General features: G+C 39.7%; 25 protein-coding genes. 9 read left to right on the forward strand and 16 right to left on the reverse strand.

Annotated elements, in window-relative coordinates; all coding sequences use genetic code 11:
* Positions 1–11: 11 nt before the first annotated feature.
* The 12 genes from HZB59_05835 to HZB59_05890 all read right to left on the reverse strand — a co-directional run bounded on the left by HZB59_05835 (position 12) and on the right by HZB59_05890 (position 9,394).
* The gene (locus tag HZB59_05835; GenBank protein MBI5020938.1) at positions 12–956 is read right to left on the reverse strand and encodes a hypothetical protein; all 945 of its coding nucleotides are present in this window, start codon (positions 954–956) and stop codon (positions 12–14) included.
* Between the two features lie 120 nt (positions 957–1,076).
* Positions 1,077–1,349 carry a hypothetical protein gene (locus tag HZB59_05840; protein MBI5020939.1) on the reverse strand — a complete coding sequence of 91 codons (273 nt, stop codon included), beginning with the start codon at positions 1,347–1,349 and terminating at the stop codon, positions 1,077–1,079.
* On the reverse strand, positions 1,330–1,581 hold the full coding sequence (locus HZB59_05845) for a hypothetical protein (GenBank protein ID MBI5020940.1): 252 nt from the start codon (positions 1,579–1,581) through the stop codon (positions 1,330–1,332). The genes HZB59_05840 and HZB59_05845 overlap by 20 nt, the downstream gene beginning before the upstream one ends.
* Positions 1,582–1,777: 196 nt before the next feature.
* Positions 1,778–2,497: a hypothetical protein gene (locus tag HZB59_05850; GenBank protein ID MBI5020941.1), complete on the reverse strand. Its 720-nt coding sequence runs from the start codon at positions 2,495–2,497 to the stop codon at positions 1,778–1,780.
* 238 nt (positions 2,498–2,735) lie between these two features.
* Entirely contained in the window at positions 2,736–3,662 is a 927-nt protein-coding gene (locus HZB59_05855) for an ATP-binding protein (GenBank protein ID MBI5020942.1), read from the reverse strand.
* A gap of 239 nt (positions 3,663–3,901) precedes the next feature.
* Positions 3,902–5,377, reverse strand: coding sequence for a WG repeat-containing protein (locus HZB59_05860; protein MBI5020943.1), 1,476 nt, complete (start codon positions 5,375–5,377; stop codon positions 3,902–3,904).
* A gap of 267 nt (positions 5,378–5,644) precedes the next feature.
* The gene (locus tag HZB59_05865; GenBank protein MBI5020944.1) at positions 5,645–5,980 is read right to left on the reverse strand and encodes a hypothetical protein; all 336 of its coding nucleotides are present in this window, start codon (positions 5,978–5,980) and stop codon (positions 5,645–5,647) included.
* Between the two features lie 6 nt (positions 5,981–5,986).
* Positions 5,987–6,133: a hypothetical protein gene (locus tag HZB59_05870; protein ID MBI5020945.1), complete on the reverse strand. Its 147-nt coding sequence runs from the start codon at positions 6,131–6,133 to the stop codon at positions 5,987–5,989.
* A 51-nt stretch (positions 6,134–6,184) separates the two neighbouring features.
* Positions 6,185–6,889, reverse strand: coding sequence for a hypothetical protein (locus HZB59_05875; GenBank protein MBI5020946.1), 705 nt, complete (start codon positions 6,887–6,889; stop codon positions 6,185–6,187).
* Positions 6,890–6,929: 40 nt separating this feature from the next.
* On the reverse strand, positions 6,930–7,172 hold the full coding sequence (locus tag HZB59_05880) for a hypothetical protein (protein ID MBI5020947.1): 243 nt from the start codon (positions 7,170–7,172) through the stop codon (positions 6,930–6,932).
* A 519-nt stretch (positions 7,173–7,691) separates the two neighbouring features.
* A complete protein-coding gene (locus HZB59_05885; GenBank protein ID MBI5020948.1) occupies positions 7,692–8,651 on the reverse strand; it encodes a proline iminopeptidase-family hydrolase in 960 nt (319 codons plus the stop codon).
* A gap of 227 nt (positions 8,652–8,878) precedes the next feature.
* Positions 8,879–9,394, reverse strand: coding sequence for a hypothetical protein (locus tag HZB59_05890; GenBank protein MBI5020949.1), 516 nt, complete (start codon positions 9,392–9,394; stop codon positions 8,879–8,881).
* Positions 9,395–9,908: 514 nt separating this feature from the next.
* Here HZB59_05890 and HZB59_05895 point away from each other — a divergent pair.
* Entirely contained in the window at positions 9,909–10,178 is a 270-nt protein-coding gene (locus HZB59_05895) for a hypothetical protein (protein MBI5020950.1), read from the forward strand.
* Positions 10,179–10,268: 90 nt separating this feature from the next.
* On the opposite strand, the gene HZB59_05900 is transcribed toward HZB59_05895, so the two are convergent.
* Both HZB59_05900 and HZB59_05905 read right to left on the reverse strand, forming a co-directional pair.
* On the reverse strand, positions 10,269–10,595 hold the full coding sequence (locus HZB59_05900) for a DUF3467 domain-containing protein (GenBank protein ID MBI5020951.1): 327 nt from the start codon (positions 10,593–10,595) through the stop codon (positions 10,269–10,271).
* Between the two features lie 75 nt (positions 10,596–10,670).
* Complete coding sequence (locus tag HZB59_05905; GenBank protein ID MBI5020952.1) at positions 10,671–11,831, reverse strand: tetratricopeptide repeat protein; 1,161 nt, start codon at positions 11,829–11,831, stop codon at positions 10,671–10,673.
* 340 nt (positions 11,832–12,171) lie between these two features.
* Between HZB59_05905 and icd the strand changes: the two genes are divergently transcribed.
* On the forward strand, positions 12,172–13,512 hold the full coding sequence (icd, locus tag HZB59_05910) for an NADP-dependent isocitrate dehydrogenase (GenBank protein MBI5020953.1): 1,341 nt from the start codon (positions 12,172–12,174) through the stop codon (positions 13,510–13,512).
* Positions 13,513–13,581: 69 nt separating this feature from the next.
* Here the strand turns inward: icd and HZB59_05915 are convergent, their stop codons facing one another.
* Positions 13,582–17,250 (reverse strand): T9SS type A sorting domain-containing protein, encoded by a 3,669-nt coding sequence (locus HZB59_05915; GenBank protein MBI5020954.1) that lies wholly within the window; start codon positions 17,248–17,250, stop codon positions 13,582–13,584.
* A 135-nt stretch (positions 17,251–17,385) separates the two neighbouring features.
* Here HZB59_05915 and HZB59_05920 point away from each other — a divergent pair, with 135 nt between their 5' ends.
* From HZB59_05920 to HZB59_05945, 6 genes are all read left to right on the forward strand, one after another.
* The gene (locus HZB59_05920) at positions 17,386–17,673 is read left to right on the forward strand and encodes an ATP-dependent Clp protease adaptor ClpS (protein ID MBI5020955.1); all 288 of its coding nucleotides are present in this window, start codon (positions 17,386–17,388) and stop codon (positions 17,671–17,673) included.
* A gap of 94 nt (positions 17,674–17,767) precedes the next feature.
* Positions 17,768–20,536, forward strand: a complete 2,769-nt coding sequence (alaS, locus tag HZB59_05925) for an alanine--tRNA ligase (GenBank protein MBI5020956.1) — start codon at positions 17,768–17,770, stop codon at positions 20,534–20,536.
* 91 nt (positions 20,537–20,627) lie between these two features.
* On the forward strand, positions 20,628–21,230 hold the full coding sequence (locus tag HZB59_05930; protein MBI5020957.1) for a D-sedoheptulose 7-phosphate isomerase: 603 nt from the start codon (positions 20,628–20,630) through the stop codon (positions 21,228–21,230).
* Positions 21,231–21,271: 41 nt separating this feature from the next.
* Positions 21,272–21,586, forward strand: coding sequence for a hypothetical protein (locus HZB59_05935; protein ID MBI5020958.1), 315 nt, complete (start codon positions 21,272–21,274; stop codon positions 21,584–21,586).
* A gap of 13 nt (positions 21,587–21,599) precedes the next feature.
* On the forward strand, positions 21,600–23,006 hold the full coding sequence (locus HZB59_05940; GenBank protein ID MBI5020959.1) for an undecaprenyl-phosphate glucose phosphotransferase: 1,407 nt from the start codon (positions 21,600–21,602) through the stop codon (positions 23,004–23,006).
* Between the two features lie 68 nt (positions 23,007–23,074).
* On the forward strand, positions 23,075–23,368 hold the full coding sequence (locus HZB59_05945) for a hypothetical protein (GenBank protein ID MBI5020960.1): 294 nt from the start codon (positions 23,075–23,077) through the stop codon (positions 23,366–23,368).
* 155 nt (positions 23,369–23,523) lie between these two features.
* Here the strand turns inward: HZB59_05945 and HZB59_05950 are convergent, their stop codons facing one another.
* Entirely contained in the window at positions 23,524–23,862 is a 339-nt protein-coding gene (locus tag HZB59_05950; GenBank protein ID MBI5020961.1) for a heavy-metal-associated domain-containing protein, read from the reverse strand.
* Positions 23,863–24,031: 169 nt separating this feature from the next.
* On the opposite strand from HZB59_05950, the gene HZB59_05955 reads away from it, so the two are divergent.
* A partial coding sequence (locus HZB59_05955; protein ID MBI5020962.1) for an aromatic amino acid lyase occupies positions 24,032–25,335 on the forward strand: 1,304 nt, incomplete at its 3' end.

Below are 25,335 nucleotides of genomic sequence, written 5' to 3' on the forward strand. Positions count from 1 at the left end.
CAATTATTGTTTTAATATTTCTTGTTTTCAATATCATTCTTTCGTGCTTGCCACATGGCCGCATCCTCATAAGCTTTTCGCGAGATCTGTACCTGAGAAGCGATATCTTTAAATATTATCATCTGAGCGTCGGATAATATTTTTTTAGAAGAGAAATTCTTTGTTCCCGAGGCATAATCTGCAGCAACAAGTTTCTTGTAGAAAGTTGTATACCTGGATTTAATTCTGTCAACCGATGCCTGCCATCGTGTTTTAATTTGTTCAAGTCGTTTATTTGCGGCGGCTATATGTTTGTCTGCTGCTTTCAGATTAAGAGCTTTCAGCATTGCCGGATCGGGTGCGCTCATTTCACCTCCGCTTATTTGCGGGAGTTTCTTTATCTCCGCTTGTTCCCATTCGTTGATATCATTATGTTGTTTCTCGTATTCCGTTCCAAGTTTTATTTCCTCTTGCTGTTCAGCCACTGAACGGTTAAATTCGTTCTGTGTGTCGTTATAAATCTTCTGCCATTCATTCAATGCGTCACGGACGGGGGGTGGATCCATTTCTCCGCTGGCTGCACCGGGCATCGATTTCATCATCTCCATTGCCATCTTCATTTTATCTTCTTTGCTCATCGATTTCATTTTCTTCTTCATCTCAGGATCAGCCATTTTCTTCATATCATTAGGATCTATTCCTTTAGGCATAAAGTTGGAAGGGTTTTTCTCTTGAGCGGTGTACTCCGCTTCGATGTATTTTAACTCTTTATCTATTGCTTCAAATAATTTATCGGTGCCGCATTTCAGTGTCCCGTATTCTGAAGTAACAGTGACTTTTGAAAATGCCTCTTTGGCGTTGGCAGGTGGATAAGGATAATTATCTACCAAGGGCATTAAATCTTTTTTAACAGGTACTTGTGCCTGAAGTGTGAATACGATGGCTGATAAAAAAATTATTGCAAAGATCTTTTTCATTGAAGTTATCCCTCTTTTTGTTTTAAATGAGCAAAAGTAAAATAATACTTCGTAAAGTATCAAATGATAAGATAAACCGCAAATTATTGATTATAAAGATAAGATTATGAATAAGTGTTGTTATTCCTTTGTCTTCACTCGCGTGATCCCGCTCCTAGAGCGGGACGAGCGAATGACTGCGGAACGTTTTGCAAAAACATGCATTGCCGTTGCGAAATATAATGAACTAATTTTATTTGAGCAACGGCATTGTCCCAAGGGGATCCCTTCGGGAAGCGATTCGAGACTCAATGTCGAAGAATCGCTCAGGAAACTTTGCTTAAGCGTCATGTTTTTGCTTGTTATGCGCAGTGGTTTGCGCAAATCTTTATGACTATCTGAACTTGTCGGCATTGCTTTTTTCTGAACCCCACTTATTAAATTGGTTCCATCGAAAGATTATCATGAATAACAAAAACACACCAACTAGGGTTACAATAGGTGCGAAAACTAATCCGCCCCAATAATTGAGATAATTTATTTTACCTTGAATGATAGATGTGCTACCGTAAAAAATTAATACTAGTGCCATTATAATCCAGATCGCTCGAATAAACGGTCGTTTGTTAGTGACTTCTGTCTTCATAGGTACTCACTTTTTCTTTCAAATAACTTTTCGTGCAAACCAATGAGCATAACGTCTCGGCAAATAACGCAATAGTTTTGTGAGCATACAAATCTCATTCGAACGAACAAAACTATTGAACTAGTGCTTTTCATACATTGACATTTCCAGCGACGTTATTTGCCGTGTTGTGCGCAGTGCAGTTCATTTGGGTTTCTTAATATCTCCTCAATGGATAATTCATGTTGAAACCGGCAGTGTCAGCTATCGGACTATAAAAACAGTTATTATCATGGCTAAGATGATAACCATTATCATGGTAAAGCAGAGGCTCATTCATAAAAAAACGCCTTTGACCGACAAACCCTTGTTCTTTTGCCAGATCGGAACGAAGCAAATCTAGTACAAAGTTAAAAGAAGATGCATGTGGATTCTTGACTATGTAAGACAATAGGATTCGATCAAATGAAAAGTCTATTGTATTAAGAGGGTTGTTCTGCCCCGTCCGAGCAAAAGTAATATTATGTGAATCATATGGCTCCATGTATCTTCTAATGAGGGTTGAATCTTCTATAGAAAAATCTGGATTTTGCTGTTTGCCGTTGATATGAAGATTCCAAATGCCGGGGACATCTTCGGTGATGTTCCGACTGTACTTATCAAAGAAAGTAATAGTGATTTTATCTGTGCTTTCTACTGTTTCTTCTACTTGAATTATCTTAGGTTGAACGGGTGTGGTGAGGAATACAGTATCACCCGAAGAGTTCCACCTTCCTTTTGTCAATGGTCGCCATCCTCCCATATCATGGAATTCACTCCATTCAAAAGTAGAATCACATTTAATATGTATTCTGAGAATTTCAAAGCCATTGCCATACGAAAAATTTCCACAGAGATAATCTCGTCGCTCTTGGGAAGAGAGATGAGGCGAATTCATAATGTTCAAAACCAAAAGTGTAGTTAGGAGAAAATTCGTATTCATCGAAATCAATCAAACTAAATTATTTGGACTGCATTGCGCACAACGTCTCGGCAAACAACGCAATATTTTTGTGAACTTAAAATTCTCATTGTCGAGAACAAAAATATTGAGCGAGTGTTTTTCATAATTTAGATTTTGCAAGCGTCGTTGTTTGCCGTGTTAAGCGCCGTGCAGTAATTGTACAAGCTATGTTTCATCTAATCTTCGTGAATTGAGATAGTGCAAATTGAAAAATGTCTTCACCTCGTATTACATATTCACCTGAAGTAGCTTTTGTTTCCTCTGATGCAAGTAAATAGTCCACGACAATACTTTCTGCCTGTGTAGCGTACTGATTGATGTTGCATGTGATCGCACAGACCTCCCGGTAGGTGCCGGGATGAATCACCGTGATCGAGGAACCACCGAAAAGATGGTCGAGCGATCCTGTCGCATGAGGTAATTTATCGAGCCCAAAGTTCCAATTTCCGTCTATACCATATTCGGAGAGTCGATGTTTACTCTTTATTGTAAGAGCCAAAAGAGGAGCTTTTGCTGGACCCCTCCCAACATTCTCCAAGGCAAATGTGATTTGGACATTGACATGCTTACTTCCTGCGTTTGTTCCTCCACCTGCAAAAGCGAATTTTGTGATCAGGTTCAGCTTGGGTTTCTTTCGACGGCCGAACATATCCTCGAGGTCGTAATGTTCCATCTTGTAGAAGCTATCTCCACTTCGTTTGTAGTAGCGATCTTCTCCCAGTTTTGCCATGTGTGGGCACGATTCGCTTTCTGGGACAATCGTTACTGCAAATCCAGAGTCTTCAGCCACTGTTATTGATCGGTGTCTTACTGCGGACACCGTTGGGGAGACACCCTCGCCCGTGAGCTCATTTAGTCGTGATATGAATAACGATAACGGTTTGATTTCTCTCTTTCCACAAGCACAATCAACACCATCGGTATTCTTACGAGCATCAACACCCCAAATAATAATTCCTCCGCTAGAGTTTGCAAAGCCGGACAATGCCTTTGCCAGATTTTTCTTGTCGTCTGAATGGCTCAGATCTGGGCGGTTAACAACCTTGAAGTCGAGCGTGAGGTGTTCCTCTTGGGACTGGGCAAGGAAGTTGTCGATCACAGCAACAGTTAATTCGGAATAGAGTTTCTCAGGATCCATAATAGATTGCTAATAAAATCTGGTGATTGATTTATAACTATTATTGTTGCTGCATGGCGCACAACGTCTGCAACAAAAATGCTGTTGCGGAGCGAACTCTTGTTGATAAATTTCTTGTGAGCGGAGCAATGGTTCATTTTACATTTTTGTTGCTGTTATGCGAAATTGCTTTGCGGCGATCTATGTTATGAAAATATTGTTTATTTAGTATTGAAATATTCCACTCCGTTCTTGTCAATATAGCCACCACTTCCCTGTGGAGCCCAGGGTCTAACAAATGCCAACCCGTTTTCAAAGTCGCCGACATCATAGTACTTAGGTGGTATGACCTCGATTCCTTGAGAATTGATGAACCCCCATTTGTATGTTGTATCCATAACTGCAGCAAACCCCTCATTGAAATCTCTTACATCGAGGAACTTTACTTGTGTGATCTGAGATCCTTCTTTGTCATAGAATCCCCAGCGTTGATTCAGTTCAACCATCGTAAATCCGTTGTGAAAGACAGTCACCTTGTCAAAATATGTTGGTATTATCTCCGCACCGTTTTCGTTTATGAAACCCCATCGGTTTTTCAGCTGAACTGCAGCACTACCTTCTTTAAAGAAATTTGCACCGTCGTACTTTGGAAAGACGATCCATGTACCTACTCTGTTAATGATTCCCATTAATCCTTTCGATTGCACCCATGCAATGCCATGATAGAAGTCCCCCCAATCTTCATATTTATATGGAATAATTTCTCTGCCAGATTTGTCTATTACTCCCCAGAATCCGTTGAGCTTCACCCATGCGACTCCTTCCATGAAATTACTCTTTTCTGTATACGTAGGAGGAATAATTTCTTTCCCCTCTCGATTGAAGAGCGCCCAGAGTCCATTAATCTGCGCCCATGACATACCCTCGACGAATTGGGTTATATTGTCGTACTGTATTGGAATAATCTCTCTGCCAGTTCTGTCTATTATTCCATATTTATTGTTCATTTCTACACCGAAGAGGTTATCTGTAAAAACTATAGTTCGATATTTCATTGGTATGACTTCTGTCCCCTTATTATCTATGACGCCATATTTGTTATCCTTACCCATCTTTGCCAACGTGCCTGAAGAATCGAAGAAAATAAATTCGTATTCAATTGACGTTAACTCTTTGCCCGTCGTATCTATCAACCCATAGCGCCCATTCATCTTCACGAATGCTATGCCGCCTTCGAAAGGTGGCGGTTGGTATAAATTAGTGGATACTTGCTTCAGTTGGGAAGCTGATAGTGGAACTTGAATTGCGTCGTATTTGATTGGAGTTATTTGCTTCCCGTCTTTGTATAAAACTCCTTCTTTCTTATTGAGGATTACCCTCACGAAACCTCTATTAAGGTAACCAACTTGATCATATTTGACCGCTATCTTTTCGACTCCATTTTTGTCAATGAAACCCCACTTGCCATTTAGATTTACAGCAGCAATTCCTTCGTTGAATGGTGCACAATAATCATATTTCAAAGGAATGACAATTTTCTTATTTCGATCACAAAATCCAGATCTATCCCCAGCCCGATATGGTATTAGTTCTGGCAAGTCTGACCTGAAATAATTTTGAGATATCGCACTTCCGAAGAATAGTACTTGGATGGATGCGATGATTAAAATGGTCATAAGTAGGTTTGTGGTTTTCATATTATTAAATCCTGAGTTAGTGTATTATGGATGTATCGACTTGAAACTGTTGTTGTGCAAAGCAATTTTCGTATAACGTGCCTTGTAAAAATGCAGTGCCGGAACGAACCCGCAATAGAATCATTTATCGTGAGTGAAGGCACTGATTGAACTTGAAAATTAAACATGAATATTCTTAACGATAAATTTTAAATATGAAAACAAAACTTAAATCACAAACATTTTTACAATTGTTAGACGCCCGTGCGCCAAATTCATCGGAGTATATCATGGACGCAATTTCACAATTTCTACGGGATCACCAAGCTTCCCGTCCTTTGTCCACCCAACAAAGAAACCATAAGCTTTATCACGTTGAGCTCGCTGAAAACATTTTAATCCAACTTCCGACCGAGTTGCTTGCTCGACAGTTATCACAACAGGTTTTTGATCTATTGACACGATCTCCCAATTATAAACCGATAGATAATCCTTTGCAAGTTCAAGAGCATTTTCTGACGAGGTGTCAACAATAAAAACATGAGCGAGTGCACCATCAATATTGGAAAGTTGTTTACCCTCTTTAGTTGGTATCACATTAAAAACTATATAATAGGTATCCATAGATCATTAAATATTTATTTTAGAATTTGGCGCATGGCGGCTAACGTCTGCAGGCATTACGCCGTTTGTTTTGCCGCTATCAAATGACAAATTCATCTGCGGCAAAACAAATGGAGCGAACTCTGTAATTTCATTTTCAAAAAAAGTGAGCATCGTAATGCCTGCTGTTAACCGCCGTTTGCCGACAGATAAAGTTTTACGCCCTTAATGTTGGCTACTTGCTCGGGCTGAGTCTGGAAGCCGATAAGTTATTCCGCCATTCTGATCAAGGAAGTCAAGCCTTGGTGTTCCGAGTGAATCAACCCAAAGACGAATACGAGTATTCCCTTTTAGGTCTGAGAGGTTTACCGTGGCCGACTTTCGTTGTGTCTTACCTATAAAGACACGCTCTGATTCGTACACACCTAGAGAGTCAAGTCTGTTAAGTGCCTTGTTCTTTTCTGACCCCTCAGGCATTTTCCAGATTGCCCGAATCTGTTGCTGAATCTCAGGAGTCATAGGAGTTTCAGGTCTATCCCAGAGAAACAGGCCTGCATATCGCTTACCACTCTCGTCGATATACTGGAGCGCCATCAACTCATCGGATTCAAACTGATCAAATACAAGCCTTGAGGTGGCAGTATACGAACCGCTTTCTCCTCTGCTACTGGCACTCATCAACGCACCACTTTCGGTTCCATCGTCATTAAAGAAAATGATACCGGGAGAGTTTCTTCCTGTTGCCCGTTGCTGGGTTTTCCCCTTTATTATCAAATCCGGAGCGAGTTCCCTATTTGAAAGAATGAGTCGGGGTTTGCCATCTTTCTCAACGATGTTGATGCGTTGGACATCGATCTCGTCGAACTTTTGGTTTGTTTTTTGAGTGAACCCGGCAAACCACATTACAATCATGAATGCAGTTGCTACCAATGCATATATCCTGATCAGGCGAAGCTCCAGTTGAATTCTTTTAAGAACTTGTTGTTGGTCCATATCGATTTCCTTTCGGCAAATGGCGGTTAACGTCTCGCATAAAAATGACGTACTGTTGCGAACTATAATAAATAAATTTCTTGAGAGCAACAGTATGTTCAACATTGCAGGACGTTTGATTTAACTTTGTAAATTTCTGTTTCATTTTTATGCTTGTTAGATGCAGTGCAGGTGCAGGTTGGTTGAATTCAACGCTTGTGTTTTCATCACCTTGTTCCACAATCACTCAATATCGACATCAAAGAGTTTGTTAAGCACAGGAAAATAGACCAATATGGCTTGATCTTTATAGTATGATGCCGGTATGAAAAATTGGACATAGTCCTCTGTTCTAAGGTAATTAAAGAGCAAGTGTCATAGTTTTTGCAGTCAGGTGGTGGTTCCACATCGTAGTAGTATTTTTCTTCAGGGAAAAGATTTGTGAAGCTGGTGGTATATAATATTGATTTCCCGTTTTTTATGGTTAGAATTCCGTGGATTGAGTCTTTCCAATTTTTGCCATAAATAGTGATTTGGAGAGTTGCGGAAACCGTCTTTGAAAGCTGGACATTTTTGCTTGAAGAAAACAAGATGTTTTTCGGAAAAGCAACTCCGGAAACAAACAACGCAATGTTTTTGTGAACCTATAATTCTCATTGTCGTGAACAAAAATATTGAGCCAAGCTTTTCATCATTCTGATTTTTCCAGCGACGTTGTTTGCTGTGTTAGCCGCAGTGCCCATTATCAATTGTCGAAGTTTCATTGGCTATCCACACCTTTTAAGAACTGGCGGATTTGTTTAATGTATTGGACTGTTTGATCAACAAGTCCCACGTGACCCGCTTCTGGAATTACCACGAGAGTTGCCTTGGGAATTAACTGTTTAAAATGCTCGACAGTTTTAGGACGTGCCTCATCATATTCACCGACAATCAAGAGAACCGGCAGCTTTAACTTGTGTAAATCACTTTCACGGTTGAAGAACTTTAGATTTCCCGTCGCCGTGAATTCGCTTGGTCCCCACATGAATTTATAAATGAAGTTGTTAGACTTTACACCTTCGCACTCTGACGGTCGCAAATGAGGATTTTTATGGAAGAGATATCGTCTATTGTACTCATCAATGGCTTTTTGATATTGAGGTGAATCCGTTGTTCCGGCAGTCTCGTTTTTGTGGATAATGTCCTGTATCGAATCGGGTAATGTGGAAAGTAGAATAGCGGCATCTTTGATCCACAGAGGAGTACTAATAAGCGGGCCACCAAGAATCAGGCTTTTTACGTGCTTTGGTTGCTTTGTGATCATGTATTCAACTGCAAGAGATGCGCCCCATGAGTGACCATAAAGGTGATACTCCTTGAGTTGAAGATGGTTTACAAGGGTGCTCAGTTCCTCAACAAACCGATCGATGCGCCAAAGTGTACTATCTGTAGGATGGTCGGAACGACCGCCGCCAAGCTGATCGTATCGAATAACCGGACGCTCATCAGAAAGCGAATCAAGCAGTGACAAAGTGCAGCTGGTGCCTCCTGGACCACCGTGAATGCAAATGAGGGGCGGCTGCGTACCGGAACCTGTAATTTTATACCATATCTTTCCGCCGGGAACTTCGCAGTATCCAACCTTTTCGGGACGAGTCTGTGAAACGGAATATGAGTTAAAGAAGAGAGATAAGAACAACGCACCAAAGAAAAGCCTGAACAGCCGATGTCGATACATAAGATTATCCTTTCTCAATTTTCTACATTGATAAAACTGGCCATGCTATGGGCATTGCGGCTAACGTCTCGGCAAACAACGCAATATTTTTGTCCCAAAGGGATCACCTCGTGATGAACCTATAATTCTCATTGTCGTGAACAAAAATATTGAGCGAGGCTTTTTCTGATCATGATATTTTCCAGCGTTGTTGTTTGCCGTGTTATGCGCCGTTTGCAACTTTATTATTATTCCGTTGATAGCTTTGACTTCTGCCGCAGTTTGTTAATTATTGTTACTATATCACTAGCACGGTAAATCACAAAAAGAGATAAAATAAGTTTGATACTTGGAAGTACGATCGAAAGCATTTGTGCAGTACTCAGTTTTTTATCATAGTTAAAATCTTTCATAACCCAAGAATTAATTAGTTGGAAGACGAGGGAAGTCAATGCGTCAACAAAAAGATATGCACCTAAAATTGTAAACGCTACAATATATAACTGATGAAAATTAAAATCTCCAGAAAAGGAAACAATTTCAGTGTCCTCATTCAGTTTTCCAGCACGGAACCATAATACTATAACGAAAAGGAGTTGTAGAAAATAAGGAATGAGGGCAAGCCAAAACGATGGCATTTCAGTATTATTATTTCCTGAATATGAGAAGACCTGAACGATTATTCTTACAACATTTAGCGAAAGAAAAAGGCAATAAAGACTTAAGACTTTATAAGCTATGGCTAAAATATTTTTTGAATTCATTTTTTGACCTTTAAATGTGAAGTTGCAAATGGCGTATAACATCTCTAAAAACGACATATGTCGTTTTTATTTTTTTTAGTCGATCCATTATTTATCGGATTTAAGCAACTTTTGTGATTCATCAGGTATTTTATATTCGTCTTTCATGTAAGCTCATCATCATACTCGCGCACTCTAAATATCCCTAAAACAACTTCCACTACGCGCGAGTTCTCTAAATATCAACCCATTTCTTCGTGATGTTTAAATTATGAAACATCCTGCTAATTGTCAAGCAAAATCCAGAGCAATTTCTTGTTTAAGTTAAGAAACCTTGTGCAGGTTTTTCGGGGAAGGTCAAGTCAATCTTACAAGGTTCAAATACGTCACCTTAGTATTTTGCTTGTTTTTGAGGGGTCAAGATCGCTACATGCAAAAACAAGTCGTTTTGGGTATAATCCTATGTTGAATTATCGCAATTCAGTTATGCATTGCCGTAACTCCATTCTGCTCTGCAGCAGTTCAGTTCTGCATCGTGACAACTCAGTTCTGCTCTGCGGCAGTTCAGTTCTGCATCGTGGCAACTCAGTTCTGCTCTGCCACAGTTCAGTTCTGCATCGTGACAACTCAGTTATGTCCTGCCGCAGTTCATTCATGCATCGTGGCAATGCATGTAGGTTTCGTCGCGGTTCACCTATGCTTTGCCGCAATCCTTATAGCTTTTGTCGTAATGTCGAAAGGGATTATAACAGAAGTGCGACTCACCTACACATTTGAATCTTGGATGGAGGTGAGTCGCACATAAACTACTCTTACTGGGAGGGAACTTTGCCCCGATCCGCATATATAACTAACAGGCCGGTAGTGGGACACTCCCTCCCAACAACCTGCTGTTTTAATGTACCTTGTCGCCTGTAGTTGGCGGCTGGAAACCGAAACCGCTTGGCGATGGGTCGCCCTGCAATTTTATTTCGCCGAAAGCTTTTTCAAACTTATCTATATTGTCGCGTAAAGCGTTCAATAATAACTTTGCATGCTGCGGCGTTGTAATTATGCGGGCATGCACTTTCGCTTTCGGTACACCGGGTAATACGCGAGTGAAGTCGATGACAAATTCGGCAGGGGAGTGTGTTATGATTGCGAGGTTAGAATATATTCCCTCAGCTTCTTTCTCGCCAAGTTCTATGCTTATCTGCTGTTGCGGTTGATTTTGTTGAGCCATAAATTTCCTTTCTTATCAAAATGAAAATGCCCTTCCTCTGTTTGATGAAGAAGGGCATAAAACTGTTATGCTAAATTATTTCTTCCTGAGAGAGTCGGCTTTCTCAAGTGCCGCTTTTGCTTCTTTCAACATATTCGCATTCGCGTACGCTGATGCTAACAAATCTAAAACAGCAGGATCGTCTTTTTTAATTTCAGATAATTTTTCAAAATATCCGACTGACTTCTTAAATTTTTCAATATATGTTTTATCAACATTCTTTTTCATATCCTGCCCTTGAGTTGCCTGTTTCATCTTATCGCCTATTCGAAGGTAAGCAACGCCGATATTCTGAAGTGCAACATCGTAATTGGGATCGGTCTGTAAAGCTGCTTCGAAATGAGTTATCGCCTCATCAAGTGAATCGGTTTGCATGAGTAGAACACCGAGGTTGTACTGATAAGTTTTATTCGACGGATCTTTTGCGATAGCTTCACGAATATAGGGTTTAGCTTCATCAGCTTTACCGGTGCGGATATAAAGGTCTATCATTATAGTCAACAGTTCAGCATTGGAAGGATCTAATTTACGTGCTTCTAAGATGGCGCTAATCGCGTTGTTATAATCAACAGCTGCTTCTTGTTTGTTGCTTTTTGCTTCCGCAGCTTGTGCTTTTTGTAAATAAGCATTTATAAGTGAAATGTGAAGATCGGAAGGAGCGTTATGTTTCATTCCTTCTTTCAAAGTTGAAATTTCATTTTCAAAATTTCCATCAGCACGGTGTACAATAGCGATGTACTGATAGGTAATGAATGTGTCAGGATTAATGCTCAACGCGATATTGTAATTTTCGAGTGCTTGCTTCCTGAAATCTGGAGCTTTCCCTGTGGAATCTGTAAGACTTTGATTGTAAGCACCCACACCTTTATTGAGTGATTGACCCCAAATATATTTTTTGGCTTGTGAAATTCTCTCGTCATATTCATTGCTGTTCTTCGAGCAATTATCGTACGCTTCGAGAGATTTTTTAAAATCAGCACGTTGCATACGAGCATTTCCCAAAAGCCACCATGCTTCGGCGTTAGTCGGGTTTTTTTCTGTTTCTTGATTGAGCCATTTTTCGGCGGTCTCCCAATCTTGTCTCTGGATGTAAAGTTTTGCGCTGGTCATCTCCTGCGATGAGCATTGAAAACCTGTGAAGATGAAAAATAAGGTTATAATAGCTGCAAGGAGTGCAAAAATCGTATAGTTTTTCATGAAGGTTCCTTTGTAATAGCGAGTTTTGTTGATAAATTCGAGAGACAATATACACAAAGCTCTAAAAAGAATCAAACTGATATTTTGTTTAAATTATTATTAATGTTGATGAAATTACTCTTACCGATTAATATATCCTAAATAGGAATAGTCAATACCTAAAGCAATAGATATTCGAATGTACTTAGATGAATAATCTGACTGCTCAAAAATATTATTCATATATATTGAATTGTTTTTTATTCGAAATTTTGGTATATACACAAAGTTAATTTGCTTCATGTCTTCAAAATGACGTTATAAAATATTCAGAAAGGAATTTAAAATGGCAGGTGTTCAAATTCAGGTACCCTCAAATGGCCAAAAGATCTCTATCAGTGGCGGGAAATTAAATGTTCCCGATAATCCAATCATTCCGTTTATAGAAGGTGACGGAACCGGAGCCGATATTTGGCGCGCGTCCGTAAGAGTGATGGATGCGGCAGTCCAAAAAGCATACAACGGAAAAAAGAAAATTGCATGGATGGAGGTTTACGCGGGTGAAAAATCGTTCAAACAATTCAACACCTGGCTTCCCGATGAAACTGTTACTGCATTCCGTGATTACCTCGTCGGTATAAAAGGTCCCTTAACAACACCTATCGGCGGTGGAATACGGTCGTTGAATGTAGCATTAAGACAATTGTTGGATTTGTACGTTTGTCTAAGACCCGTTCAATATTTTCAAGGTGTTCCTTCTCCGGTGAAGAAGCCGGAAGCAGTTAATATGGTTATATTCCGTGAGAACACGGAGGATATTTATGCGGGAATAGAATTCGTGGCAGGTTCACCTGAAGCTCAGAAGGTTTTGGATTTCTTCGGAAAAGAATTTCCTGACATGTTTAAAAAAATCAGATTCGGAACAAATGCGAAAGTAAACGATTGGCTTAGAGCTATTGGGCGTCCAGATGAATCAAATGTGAAAGTCGGAGTAGGATTGAAAGCTGTATCGGCACACGGCTCGGGAAGGTTAGTAAGAGCAGCGATCCAATATGCGATAGATCAAAAGAGAAAATCGGTAACATTCGTTCATAAAGGTAACATAATGAAATATACCGAAGGTGCTTTCCGCGACTGGGGATACGAGTTGGCAGAGAAAGAATTCGGTGGAAAAGTTTATACCTGGATGCACTGGGAAAAAACAAAGAAAGACAAAGGAGAAGACACGGCGAATGCAGAGCAGAAATCAGCGCTCGCTTCTGGGAAGATCTTGATTAAAGATGCGATTGCGGATATCACACTTCAGCAGGTATTAACCCGTCCCGATGATTTTGATGTGATTGCAACGTTGAATCTAAACGGAGATTATCTTAGTGATGCTCTTGCAGCGCAAGTCGGCGGAATCGGTATTGCACCGGGTGGAAATATAAATTATGTAAGCGGACACGCGATCTTCGAAGCCACACACGGCACAGCGCCAAAATATGCCGATCTTGATAAAGTGAATCCGGGTTCGGTTATCCTAAGCGGTGAAATGATGTTCCGTCACCTTGGCTGGCTTGAAGCGGCTGATTTGATAATAAAAGGATTGAACGGAGCTATAAAATCGAAATATGTTACATACGATTTCGCACGTCTGATGGAAGGGGCAAAGGAAGTAAAATGCTCTGAGTTCGGCGATGTGATAATCAAAAATATGTGAGTAGATTAATTATATTTCAATCAAAGCCGATCCTGAGGAACAGGGCCGGCTTTTTTATTTAGTGGTCTATCATCTGATAAGCAACATCTTTTTTATATCAACATATTTCCCTGCCGATATTATGCAGAAGTAAATACCGCTTGGTAATCCTTCAGCATTCCACGACACAGGATATTCTCCGGGTTGCTTGACTTCGTTTACTAAAGTTGTCACTTCTTTACCAAGAATATCATATATGTTCAACGTTACGAATTCGATTTTGGATATTTGATATTTGATATTTGTAATCGGATTGAAGGGATTCGGGTAATTTTGTTCGAGTTGGAAAGAAAGGGGAGCGACTGGATTATTGCGATCAATCTTTAAAGAGATATGCGATATGGAATATGAGATACTCGTATAACCATTGCCAGTTATTTCAACCTCTTGTCGATCTGAGATGGCTAAAGAATACACTGATGTTTCGTCAAAAATATTCCAATCCATTTTCAGAGAGTTAGAATTAGATTGAATCTCAATCGGTAAAGATATTCTCGAAAAAAAATTGCTGGGAATTATTTCAATATTTCTCTGCGATCCAAATCGTACATCGAATAAACCGTCGGGCGGAAGGGGAGGCAAATCATACATATTGATACTTCTAACCGTCTCATGCGAACCGAAATAAAGTGTTTGACTATTGTTTAAATTATCCGAGATCGTTAAACGATTCCATCCGGAAAAATCTTCTGATGTTGATGATTTAAAATTCGATAGTGAGGATGCGGATAAAATAAGTTTACCTTCTGACTTTGATTTCACCCAATACCCATATCGTGGTTTTAATGTGTCAGTTGCTGAATAAGATGATTTGTATCCGTAATAACGGGATGTTACTATGCTATCAGGAATTTGCTGTATGTCAGTAATCGGAACATTCCTGGAAATTGAGCCAATCAAATTCCATCCGACTTTCAGATCAATTGTATCGGATAATATCGAATCTCCGGTTATTGATACAAATTGCGGTTCCGAAAATTTTATCCAATAGCCAAGTCCGTTGAAGAGTGAATCACTTAGCACATAGCTATTGTTGAATGAAAACGGTTTGGATACCGCTGTCGGGAAAACTGTTTCTGCACGCGGATCGGCAACGGAAAGATTCAGGGAAACAAGATTCCATCCTTTAAAATAATCCGGATTAATAATGATTGAAAAAGGCATATCGCTTGAATCGATCAGTAATCCTGAATCCATATCAACAATTCGTATCAGAGCTTCAGTCGTTGATGTATCAGGTGGCGTCCAGCTAAAACTTTGTTGTTGAGCCGGAATATTATCTGCAATCAATGTCCAGTTTATGCCGTTGTTCGATGAAAATTCAAGTTTTACTTGTTCTAGAAATCGTTGCTTCCAGGTAATTGATTCAGCAAAACCTCCTGCGAAAATTTCACCGCTATTCGGATAGGTGAGAGATAACTTTGGCTGACGAATCATAGAGCGTTCGTACACCCCGTTCCCGAATGTGGAAGCACGGAGTTTATTGTTGGCTTTTGAGATTGTTAAATCCAACACCATTGCAGGGGGCATACCATCGTTATATTCTTCCCACGTAACTCCATCATCAGACGAATGAAAAACGCCCAAGTCGGTTCCTACGTATAAATTTTCAGGTGCTTCCGGATCAACAAAGATTGCCTGATGCGGAATATCCGGTAGATTACCTGAAATATTTTTCCAAACTATTCCAAGGTCAGTTGTTTTAAATATATGCGGTGTTCCATAACCGGAATATGTAAGATATGCTGTACAGTTATCCGAAGGATCGAATTCAATATCTGTGGGATAGCGATTAGGTAAACTATCGGTTCCATTCAACCGCTTAGTTACATTTGTCCACGCAGACCCGCCATTGCTACTGGAGAATATTTCAAACCTCGGAGTCGCACCAAGTGCGCCGGTACCGGTTCCGGCAATAACATAATCAGCGTTCACTGGGGAAACTCCGATGCAAGCGATATTCGTACCGTTAAGTGTAGCTTGACCATTAGAAGCAAACCAGTTCGTTCCTGCGTTTACAGTCTTGTAAACATTCCTGCTTCCGGCATACAAAATATTCGGGGATGAAGGAGCGATTATAAAAGGTGCAATGAAATTCGCATTGTTCGATCCATAGGCAAGACCGTTTACAATCGGAAATGCCGCGCTTCCGCCTTGAGTTGATTTGTAAAGATTTAAATATTGATATTCAAAATACATTATGTTTTTATCTGTCGGATCTATTCCACACCAGCCACCGTCATTATAAAATATATCGAACCAATATGGAGATCCCCAATATTTAAGCGTGCCGTTATCCTGAAGTCCTCCTATGGCAATATTTGAATCTTGCGGCGAGTTCGCGAATCCCGGATAGAATTGAGTAGTCTGCAATCCATAATTACAACTCAAGAAAGATGCACCACCATCGGAAGTTTTGAAGATACCGCCATCGGTTCCATAATAAACAACTCTCGGATTAAATGGATCAAATGCGATTGCGTGATGATCCACATGAACAACATAAGTTGATATGTTGCTGAGCATGCCGCCGCCGTTTGTGGATAGGTATATATCAAGTCCGGCGCAATAAATTGAATCGGGATTATTCGGATGAACAGATATTACATTATCATACCATCCTTGCGAACCGACGAAGTTTACGGTTGACTTTAAACTCCAACTGTTTCCATTATCGGTAGATTTGTACAATCCAAGAATGCTGCCTGTTGAAGCATTCGAAATTCCGGCATAGATAATAGAAGAGTTAGAGGGAGCGTAAGAAAGCGATGTCCGTCCGAAATTAACCGCAGGAAGACCGTTGGTTAATTGAAACCAGGATGATCCGCCATTTGTAGTTTTATATAAACCTGGATTCGGAGACGAGTTCAAATTACCGTGCGAAACAATCAAATGATTTGTGTCTGCCGGACTCATTACTAAATCCATTGCCATCAAAATAGTATCGGATCGGATCCATGATGAACCCGCATTTACTGATTTGAATACACCTTCGCTTGTTGCAGCAAAAATTGTGTTGGGATTGAGAGGATTAATAACAATCTTTTGAACAGCGGTTATTTCTGGGAATATCCAAGTTAATCCTGTTTGGTTCCAAGAGATTCCTGCATCGGTTGATTTTAAAATTCCCATACCGTAAGATGCACGAGCGCCGGGAGTTCCAATTAAAGGACGGAAGTACAAACTTATTTCACCGGTTCCAATAAACATTACATCAGGATTTAAAGGATTTAATGCTACTGCACTAACTGATAATGTGTTAAAACCTGTATTGATATAACTCCAAGCACCCGAGCCGATGCCACCCTGTGTCGATTTCCAAAGTCCTCCGCTTGCAGAACCAGCCCAAATTATATTTGAATTTCGCGGATCGATTGCAAGAGCGAGAATTCTTCCACCGATGTTATATGGACCCAATGCCTTCCATGGCTCTATACTATTTACCGATCGCGGTGATAATTTATTAAGTTGCCTAAATTGTTGAATTTGCTGAACGCCTTTTTGAAAAGCTTTTTGAGGAATCATCTCTCCGGGTAATGCGCGTTGAGCATACCACCATTCAAAACTTTTCATCGCACCGGTAAATCCGGATTTTTCATTATGCTCAAGTGGGCACTGCTTCTCTTCTTTTACAATCTCAACGAACGGAAGAATGAAAAAGCTTAAGGTTATTAAGAATTGAATAATTCTTTTAGGCATTTGAGTTTTCTTGTTGAATCAATCTAACTCAATATATTCCTTCGCGAAGCAAAAGTCAATATCATTATTTTGTAAAATTCATCAAATTTTGCTACTTTCCAATAGAAATTTTGTACAAATTTATGGAATAGATAGATGGCAGGAGCCAATCCATTAGTAGAACACGAAGAATTAAAAGGTATTGAAGAAGAAATTCAGCCACCGGCGAAGGTTGTTTTATTCAATGATGAGGTTCATACATTCGACGAGGTCATAGTTCAGATAATGCGTGCAACAGGTTGCGATTTATCAAAGGCGGAAGCGTTAACCTGGGAAGTGCATAATTCTGGTAAAGCCATAGTGTTTGTTGGAGAATTATTGAAGTGCACTCAAGTAAGTTCAATACTTGAAGAGATCGAATTGATGACGCAAATAGAACTATGATGGATATTTTTGAATATTGTTTATCCCGCTTCAGCGGGATTTGTTATTATAGCATGATAATTTATCGGGATTGATGAAGAAAGAAATAATATAGATGACATCAAAAGAAATAAGAAATAGTTTTATAAAATATTTTGAAGAACGTGGACATAAAATTGTTTTAAGTGCTCCGGTTATTCCTCACGACGATCCGACGTTGTTATTCACAAATGCCGGAATGAATCAATTCAAAGATGTATTCCTCGGAACAGGAAAAAGAGAATATAACCGTGCAGCTGATACTCAGAAGTGCATCCGTGTAAGCGGAAAGCATAATGATCTTGAAGAAGTTGGAAGAGATACATATCATCATACATTTTTTGAAATGCTGGGTAACTGGTCATTTGGTGATTATTATAAAAAGGAAGCCATTGAGTGGGCGTGGGATTTATTGACAAGAGTTTGGGGATTGGATAAAAAACGATTATACGCAACTGTCTATGAATCAGACGATGAAGCTGAAGAGTTATGGAAGAAAGTCACCGATATCGATCCATCGCATGTTTTGCGATTCGGCAGGAAAGATAATTTTTGGGAGATGGGTGAGACTGGTCCTTGCGGGCCATGTTCGGAAGTTCATATTGACTTGACAGATGATTATTCAGGCGGGAAACTCGTCAATGCCGGCGATGCGCGAGTGATGGAAATATGGAATCTTGTTTTCATGCAATACAATCGTGATGATAAGGGAACGCTTACTCCACTTCCGGCAAAGCATGTTGATACAGGTATGGGTTTTGAAAGAATTTGTGCCGTGATGCAGGGAAAGAAATCTAATTACGACACTGATGTTTTCATGCCGATCATAAACCGGATTTCCGAGATTGCAGGTCAGCCATACAAAGCACAGCTTAACAATCCGCTCGATATCGCCATGCGCGTTGTGGCTGATCACGCTCGCATGCTTTCGTTTTCAATTGCCGACGGTGGAATTCCTTCCAACGAAGGACGTGGTTATGTTATGCGTCGCATACTCCGCCGCGGTGCCCGATTCGGTCGGACACTCGGATTGCACGAGCCGTTTATTTACAAAGTTGTAGAAGCAGTTGTAAAATCGATGGGAGAACAATTCCCTGAAATAAAAGAAAAGCAAAATCATATTGAACGAGTAATAAAGGGTGAAGAGGAAAGTTTTAATCAAACGCTCGACCGTGGGTTGGAAATATTTGAGAGAGTAATTATAGAGATTGGTCACTCTAAAACATTTCCGGGTGAAGATGCTTTTAAGTTATATGACACATTTGGTTTCCCGCTTGACTTGACAGAGATGATGGCGTCTGAAAAAGGATTAAAAGTAGACATCGGAATGTTCACTGAGTTGATGGAGGAACAAAGATCTCGAGCAAGATTAGCGAAAACTATAGACGAAGTATCTCATGAGAGATATTTTGCTACAGATAAAAAATCAAAATTTGTCGGTTATGACAAAATGGAAACAAATGCGACGGTATTAGAGATAAAACCTGCTCAAGAGGGAAAAATTCATACGTTAGATTATCTTATCCTTGATGAAACTCCTTTTTATACAGAATCCGGCGGTCAAGTAGGTGATATAGGCTATATTGAGTTCCCAGATAAGAAAAAGAAAACAATAATACGGAAAGTGTTCAAAGTAGGTGATGCGATTGTGCACGAAATAGGACGAAGCGATGGTGTGTTACCAGGGATGAAAGCCCGTATATGGTTAGATGATACCGCCAGACCACATACTATGCGTAATCACACCGCAACACATCTTCTGCACGAAGCTTTGCGATTAGTACTTGGTGATCACCTTCAACAGCAGGGTTCACTTGTAGAACCGAAGCGATTGCGTTTCGACTTTAATCATTTTGAAAAAATCTCTCCGGATCAAATTCGAAAGATCGAAGAAATCGTCAATGAAAAAATTGAACAAGCGCTTCCCGTTACAGCACTCAACGATCCGAATGAATGGCTGACAATCGAAGAAGCAAAGCGTCAATTTCCAAAGTTAAAAATGTTCTTTGGAGAAAAGTACGGTGATAAAGTTCGCGTTGTAGCTGTAGATGATTTTTGTGCCGAGCTTTGCGGCGGTACGCATGTTAAGAACACAAAAGATATACAATTATTCAAGATTGTTTCAGAGGCAAGCATTGCGAGCGGAATTCGAAGGATTGAGGCGGTTACGGGTGATGGATTGAAAATTTATTTACAGGAACGTCTTGATAAAATAGGAGAGATGAACGCTCATATAGAAAAAATGATTATCGAAAAAGAAGAACTTGAAAAGCAGCTTGGACAGTTTACAAATCTAGAATCCACTGCACGACCATTGCTCGGAGAGATTTCTCTTCCTGAAATAATCACTTCAAAGGTTATCGATGAAGTTGAAGGAACAATCAAAGAGCGAGAAGAGACGATTGAAGTAGTTTCGAAGTCAACCATCGATCTGAAAAAGGAACTTAGCAAATATCGTGTAAAAGAGGTATCTTCAGGAATCGATTCTATGATTGCTGGTGCTGAGCTAATTGACAACATCAGGATTGTTGTTCAAAAAGTGAAAGTTCAGAGTGTAGAAGAATTGCAAAGCTTAGGTGATGCGCTGCGTTCAAAACTCGGTTCAGGAATTGGATTGGTAGCAACCGTGATGAACGAGAAAATATCTTTAGTGTGCGTTGTAACAGATGATCTAATCAAGGATAAAAAATTGCAAGCAGGCAAGATTGTCGGTGATGTAGCAAAACTCGTTGGCGGCGGCGGCGGCGGTCGTCCGCATCTTGCAACCGCAGGCGGGAAAGATGTTTCTAAATTAGATGAAGCACTTAGTCAAGTTAGTACGATTGTCAAGAATTATTTGAAATAAATGTCATTGGTCATTCGTTATTCGTCATTTGTTGTGCGTAAATATTAGCAAACGTATTTTTTTACTTTTTCATTTTTAATTTTTAATTAATATGGCACATTTACCTTTAACACTCTTGCATCGACAGAAATATGTTCAGGATCAACTGAATGAGAGTGCTGAAACGAAAAAGAAAATCTTCGATTCTTGCACAGGGGAGATCCTAAAAGCCGTCGATATAATCATGAAAGCATTCAACGATAAGAAGAAACTACTTATCTGTGGAAACGGCGGTAGTGCGGCAGATGCTCAGCACATAGCAACCGAGTTTGTCATTCGTATGACGAAGGCAAATCGACCTGCATTGCCCGCAATAGCTTTAACAACCGATACATCGATGTTGACAGCAGGTGGTAACGATATCGGATTCGAGAATGTTTTTGCTCGCCAGGTTGAAGCTCTTGGGAATAAAGGCGATGTTTTGCTTGCAATCAGTACAAGCGGGAAATCTGTAAATGTAAATCTCGCAATTGCAGAGGCAAAAAGACGCGGTATGACGGTTATTGGATTGCTTGGAAAAGATGGAGGTTCATCAAAAGAGATAGTGGATGTATCCATCATTATTCCCTCGAACGATACACAGCGAATACAAGAAGGGCATATTACAACTGCTCATATCATTTGTGGGATCATCGAAAACGAAATGTTTGGTTGAAGTGAATTTCAGAACAATGTAATAATAGGAAGGGATAATTTATGGAAAACGACTTATTAAAGGAAATTCTTGCTGAGATAAAGGGACTAAGGAAAGATACTAACGAAAAATTAAATCAAACCAATGAGAGGATCGACCAAACTAACTTAAGGTTAGTTCAAACTAATAAGGAACTGGCAGGGCTTCGTGAATCAGTAATAGTATTGCAGGGAGGTGTAAGTGATTTACGATATGAAATGCAAGGGGTCAAGCAAATATTAGGTGATAAAGTTATATGGCAAAACGATAACATCATTCTGCAAACACGGGAAGGGCAAGCAATTTACGGAGTGATAAAACACGCCTCTAAAGAATAGAAGAACCTTCTTGATGCCAAATCCCCGACGAAATGATTTTTTAATTCCGACTCTTGCTGTAATATTCGACAGCATAGCAATCGAGCTTGCGTTTCTTTTTTCATACTGGTTAAGGTTTAATACTTCGCTTTTAAATTTCCTTCCACTAACCGAAGATAAACCGCCGCTGATGGCATACATCTACGGCTCATTCGTTATAATCCCGATCTGGCTTTTGATTTTTAACTCAAATAAAATGTACGGTGCCCGACGGAATGTTGCTTTAACCGATGAATTTATTTCAATAATTAAACTGATATCTGTTGCAATGCTCGTTGTTATGAGCGCCGCCTTTTTCTACCGGGCTTTTTCTTATTCACGTGTTGTGTTTTTCTTTTTATGGATAAATTCTATCGTTATGATATTCACCGGCAGAATTGTTCTCTTCAGGATTGAGAAGTTTATTTATTCAAAAGGGAGGGAGCTTAGAAACGCAATCATAATCGGCTCCAATGAAACTGCAGTAAGAATATTTGCCCAACTTTCAACTCACCCTCTTTTAGGATATAGATTTTTGGGTTATATCGCTGGTCAACCTGTGACTATTCAACCTTTATCATCATCAAATTATCTTGGTAATTTTTCTGATGTTCAGGAAATCCTTACACGCGAACGAATTGAACTTGCGCTAATTGCATTGAATTATGATGAGCATCCTAAACTTATGAAACTTGTGCAGGATTGTGAAGGTGTTAACACCGAATTAATGCTTGTCCCTGATTTATTAGAGGTGATGACCTCCGGTATGAAAATTAAGGAAATCGATGGAATACCGTTCATCAAAATAAAAGGCGTTCCTATGACGACATGGGGAAGGATCGTCAAACGAGTATTCGATTTTTTTATTTCCACTTTTTTATTGATTCTTTTATCATGGCTATTCTTGTTGATAGCAATAGTTATCAAGTTAAATTCGAAAGGGAAGATCTTTTTTGTTCAAGAGCGGGTTGGATTGGACGGGAGATCATTTCGAATGATGAAATTCAGAACAATGAAGGTTGGAGCCGAAATGTTCGATAACGAATCAGGGCTTGGAGTTGATAATGATCCACGGCAAACCTCTGTCGGAAAGATTTTGCGGAAGTTAAGCTTGGATGAATTTCCTCAGTTGATAAATGTTTTCAAAGGAGAAATGAGTTTGGTTGGACCGCGCCCAGAAAGACCATATTATGTTCAACAATTTAAATCGCTAATTCCCAAATATCTCGATCGCCATCGTGTTAAAACCGGAATGACCGGATGGGCACAGGTGAATGGTTTGAGAGGAAATACTTCACTTGAGGAAAGAATTAAATATGATATTTATTATATTGAAAATTGGTCGATAGGATTTGACGTTAAAATATTATTCAAAACTATAAAGGCGGTTTTTTATTCATGAAGATGTCATTTGTTTCAAAATATATTCACTACCCAAAACTCACCACTCACTATTAACAAATTAACAAAATGATTACGCTATTTATTTTTTATGTACACGTAATTGCCGCAGTTGTAATCTATACAAAACGCTGGCAGGAAGAAAGCTGGAAGGATGGATTATTGGGTGTTGGATTTCTCGCACTCATATTTTCTGTCGGGTGGTCTATTTCAACTTTCATATTAAAATTATTCATGGACGAAAGGGGATTCGGTGTCTTGCTTGATAGAGATGCGTTATCGTTAGTATTGTTACTGGTTATGGAGGCGATTTTCTTCTCCTACCAGATGAGAAGAAAGAAGAAAAAAATGCAAACAGTGTGAAGTCGCACATCCAACAATTTGAATGGCCTTAGAAGGAAAGATTTACAAAAGAGACATAAAGGAGAACCACAGCACCTGCCGCAGAACACGATCAATTATTCCTGAGTGATTATTATTTTAAGTCAACTTGTTAATAATTTTCAAAAGCAATATTCTTAACCATGTTTACAGCATTCATCCAAATTATCATACGCATCGGGATCGCGCTTCTTATCATTTGCATCATAACCAGCTCTTGTCAACGTAATTTCAATCGTTTGAAGATTAGTTTGAGTCGGAACGAATTTGACCTCGATATTTTTCTTTTCAAGATCAACATTGACTTCCTTGACACCCTCAAGAGCATAGATAGCATTTTTAATATTATCCTCACAATGCGAACAGCCAATACCTGAAGAATGAATCATTACTGTCTCAAGTTGAGCTTGCTTAACGCAATTGAACGACAAAAAAACAAGTAAGATGATAGGAAGAATTAAAAGTCGTTTAAGCATACAATTCCTTTTAAAATATTATTTATGATTTGTTCAGCTTGTGCATCGGTTCAGCCGAATGTTAATAAATAATAATATGAAAATATTCCCCAAATTGCTATATTTACAAATCATTTCAACGTTCTAATTGAATTCAAGTCATTTTTCAAAGAATTAAGAAAGTAATCCCATGTCAATAATTTTAAATGGTTCAGACTTAACAGCAGGAAAATTAGTACGTATCGCCCGCCATAACGAAAAAGTTGAATTAGCACCTGATGCATTGGCGAGAATTAAAACTTGCAGAGCTATGCTCGAAGAAAAGATAAAAGCACGAGAAATTATGTACGGAACAAACACCGGCATCGGTGAATTTTCCGAAGTTGTTCTAAACGATGATCAGGTAAAAGAGTTTCAGAAATACTTGATTTACAATCATGCGGCAGGAATCGGTGATCCGGCACCGATTGAGTATGTTCGCGGCGCAATGGCTGCAAGAATAAATGTGCATGCTCATGGTAATTCGGGATGCCGACCGGAGATTACTCTTACATTGGTTGAGATGTTGAATAAAGGTGTAACACCAGTTGTTTGTCAAAAAGGTTCAGTTGGTGCATGTGGAGATCTTGCGCCTATGTCACAAATTGCTTTACTCATGATGGGTGAAGGAGAAGCATATTACAAAGGCGAAAAACTTCCGGGTAAGGTGGCACTAGAGAAAGCGGGCATTCCGATACCCGGGCTACAAGCACGCGACGGCTTGGCAACAATAAACGGCTCTAACTTACTAACAGCAATGAGTGCAATTCATCTTTATGATATCAATCGTTGGTTGAAGCAGGCAGAGATTGCTTGTGCAATGTCGCTTGAAGCATTATTTGCTAACTTGAAGCCGTATGATACTCGTTTGCATGAGCTACGTGGTTTCTCCGGTGCCATACGAAGCGCTAAAGCAATTTTGACTTGCATAAAGGGAAGTGATTTACAAACAGGAAAGATAAAGACAAAAGTTCAGGATGCGTACTCAATGCGTTCTTCGCCGCAGGTAATCGGTACGGCACACGATGCAGTTGCTTATGCGAAAAAGCAAGTGGAAATAGAATTAAACGGAGTTGGCGACAATCCGATTTTCATACCGGAACATAAACTGACATTAACTGGTGCAAACTTCCAGGGTTCACCAGTTTCATTACCTATGGATATGGTAGGTGTGGCAGTAACAATGGTGAGTGTACTTTCGGAACGAAGATTGAATCGCCTTTTAAATCCTGCATTGAGTGTTGGACTTCCTGCATTCTTGACTAAAGGTGCCGGAATGTTTTCAGGTTTAATGCTTAGCCAGTACACTGCCGATATGCAGATTGTTGAGCAGAGAATTCTTTCGACTCCGGCATCGATTCAATCCATTCCAGCCGCAGCAGATCAGGAAGACTTTGTTTCGATGGGAATGAACACTGCAATTAAGAATGGGCAAATTTTAGATAATGCCTACGG

The organism is Ignavibacteriales bacterium, from assembly GCA_016214905.1.
Taxonomy (GTDB): domain Bacteria; phylum Bacteroidota; class Ignavibacteria; order UBA10030; family SZUA-254; genus PNNN01.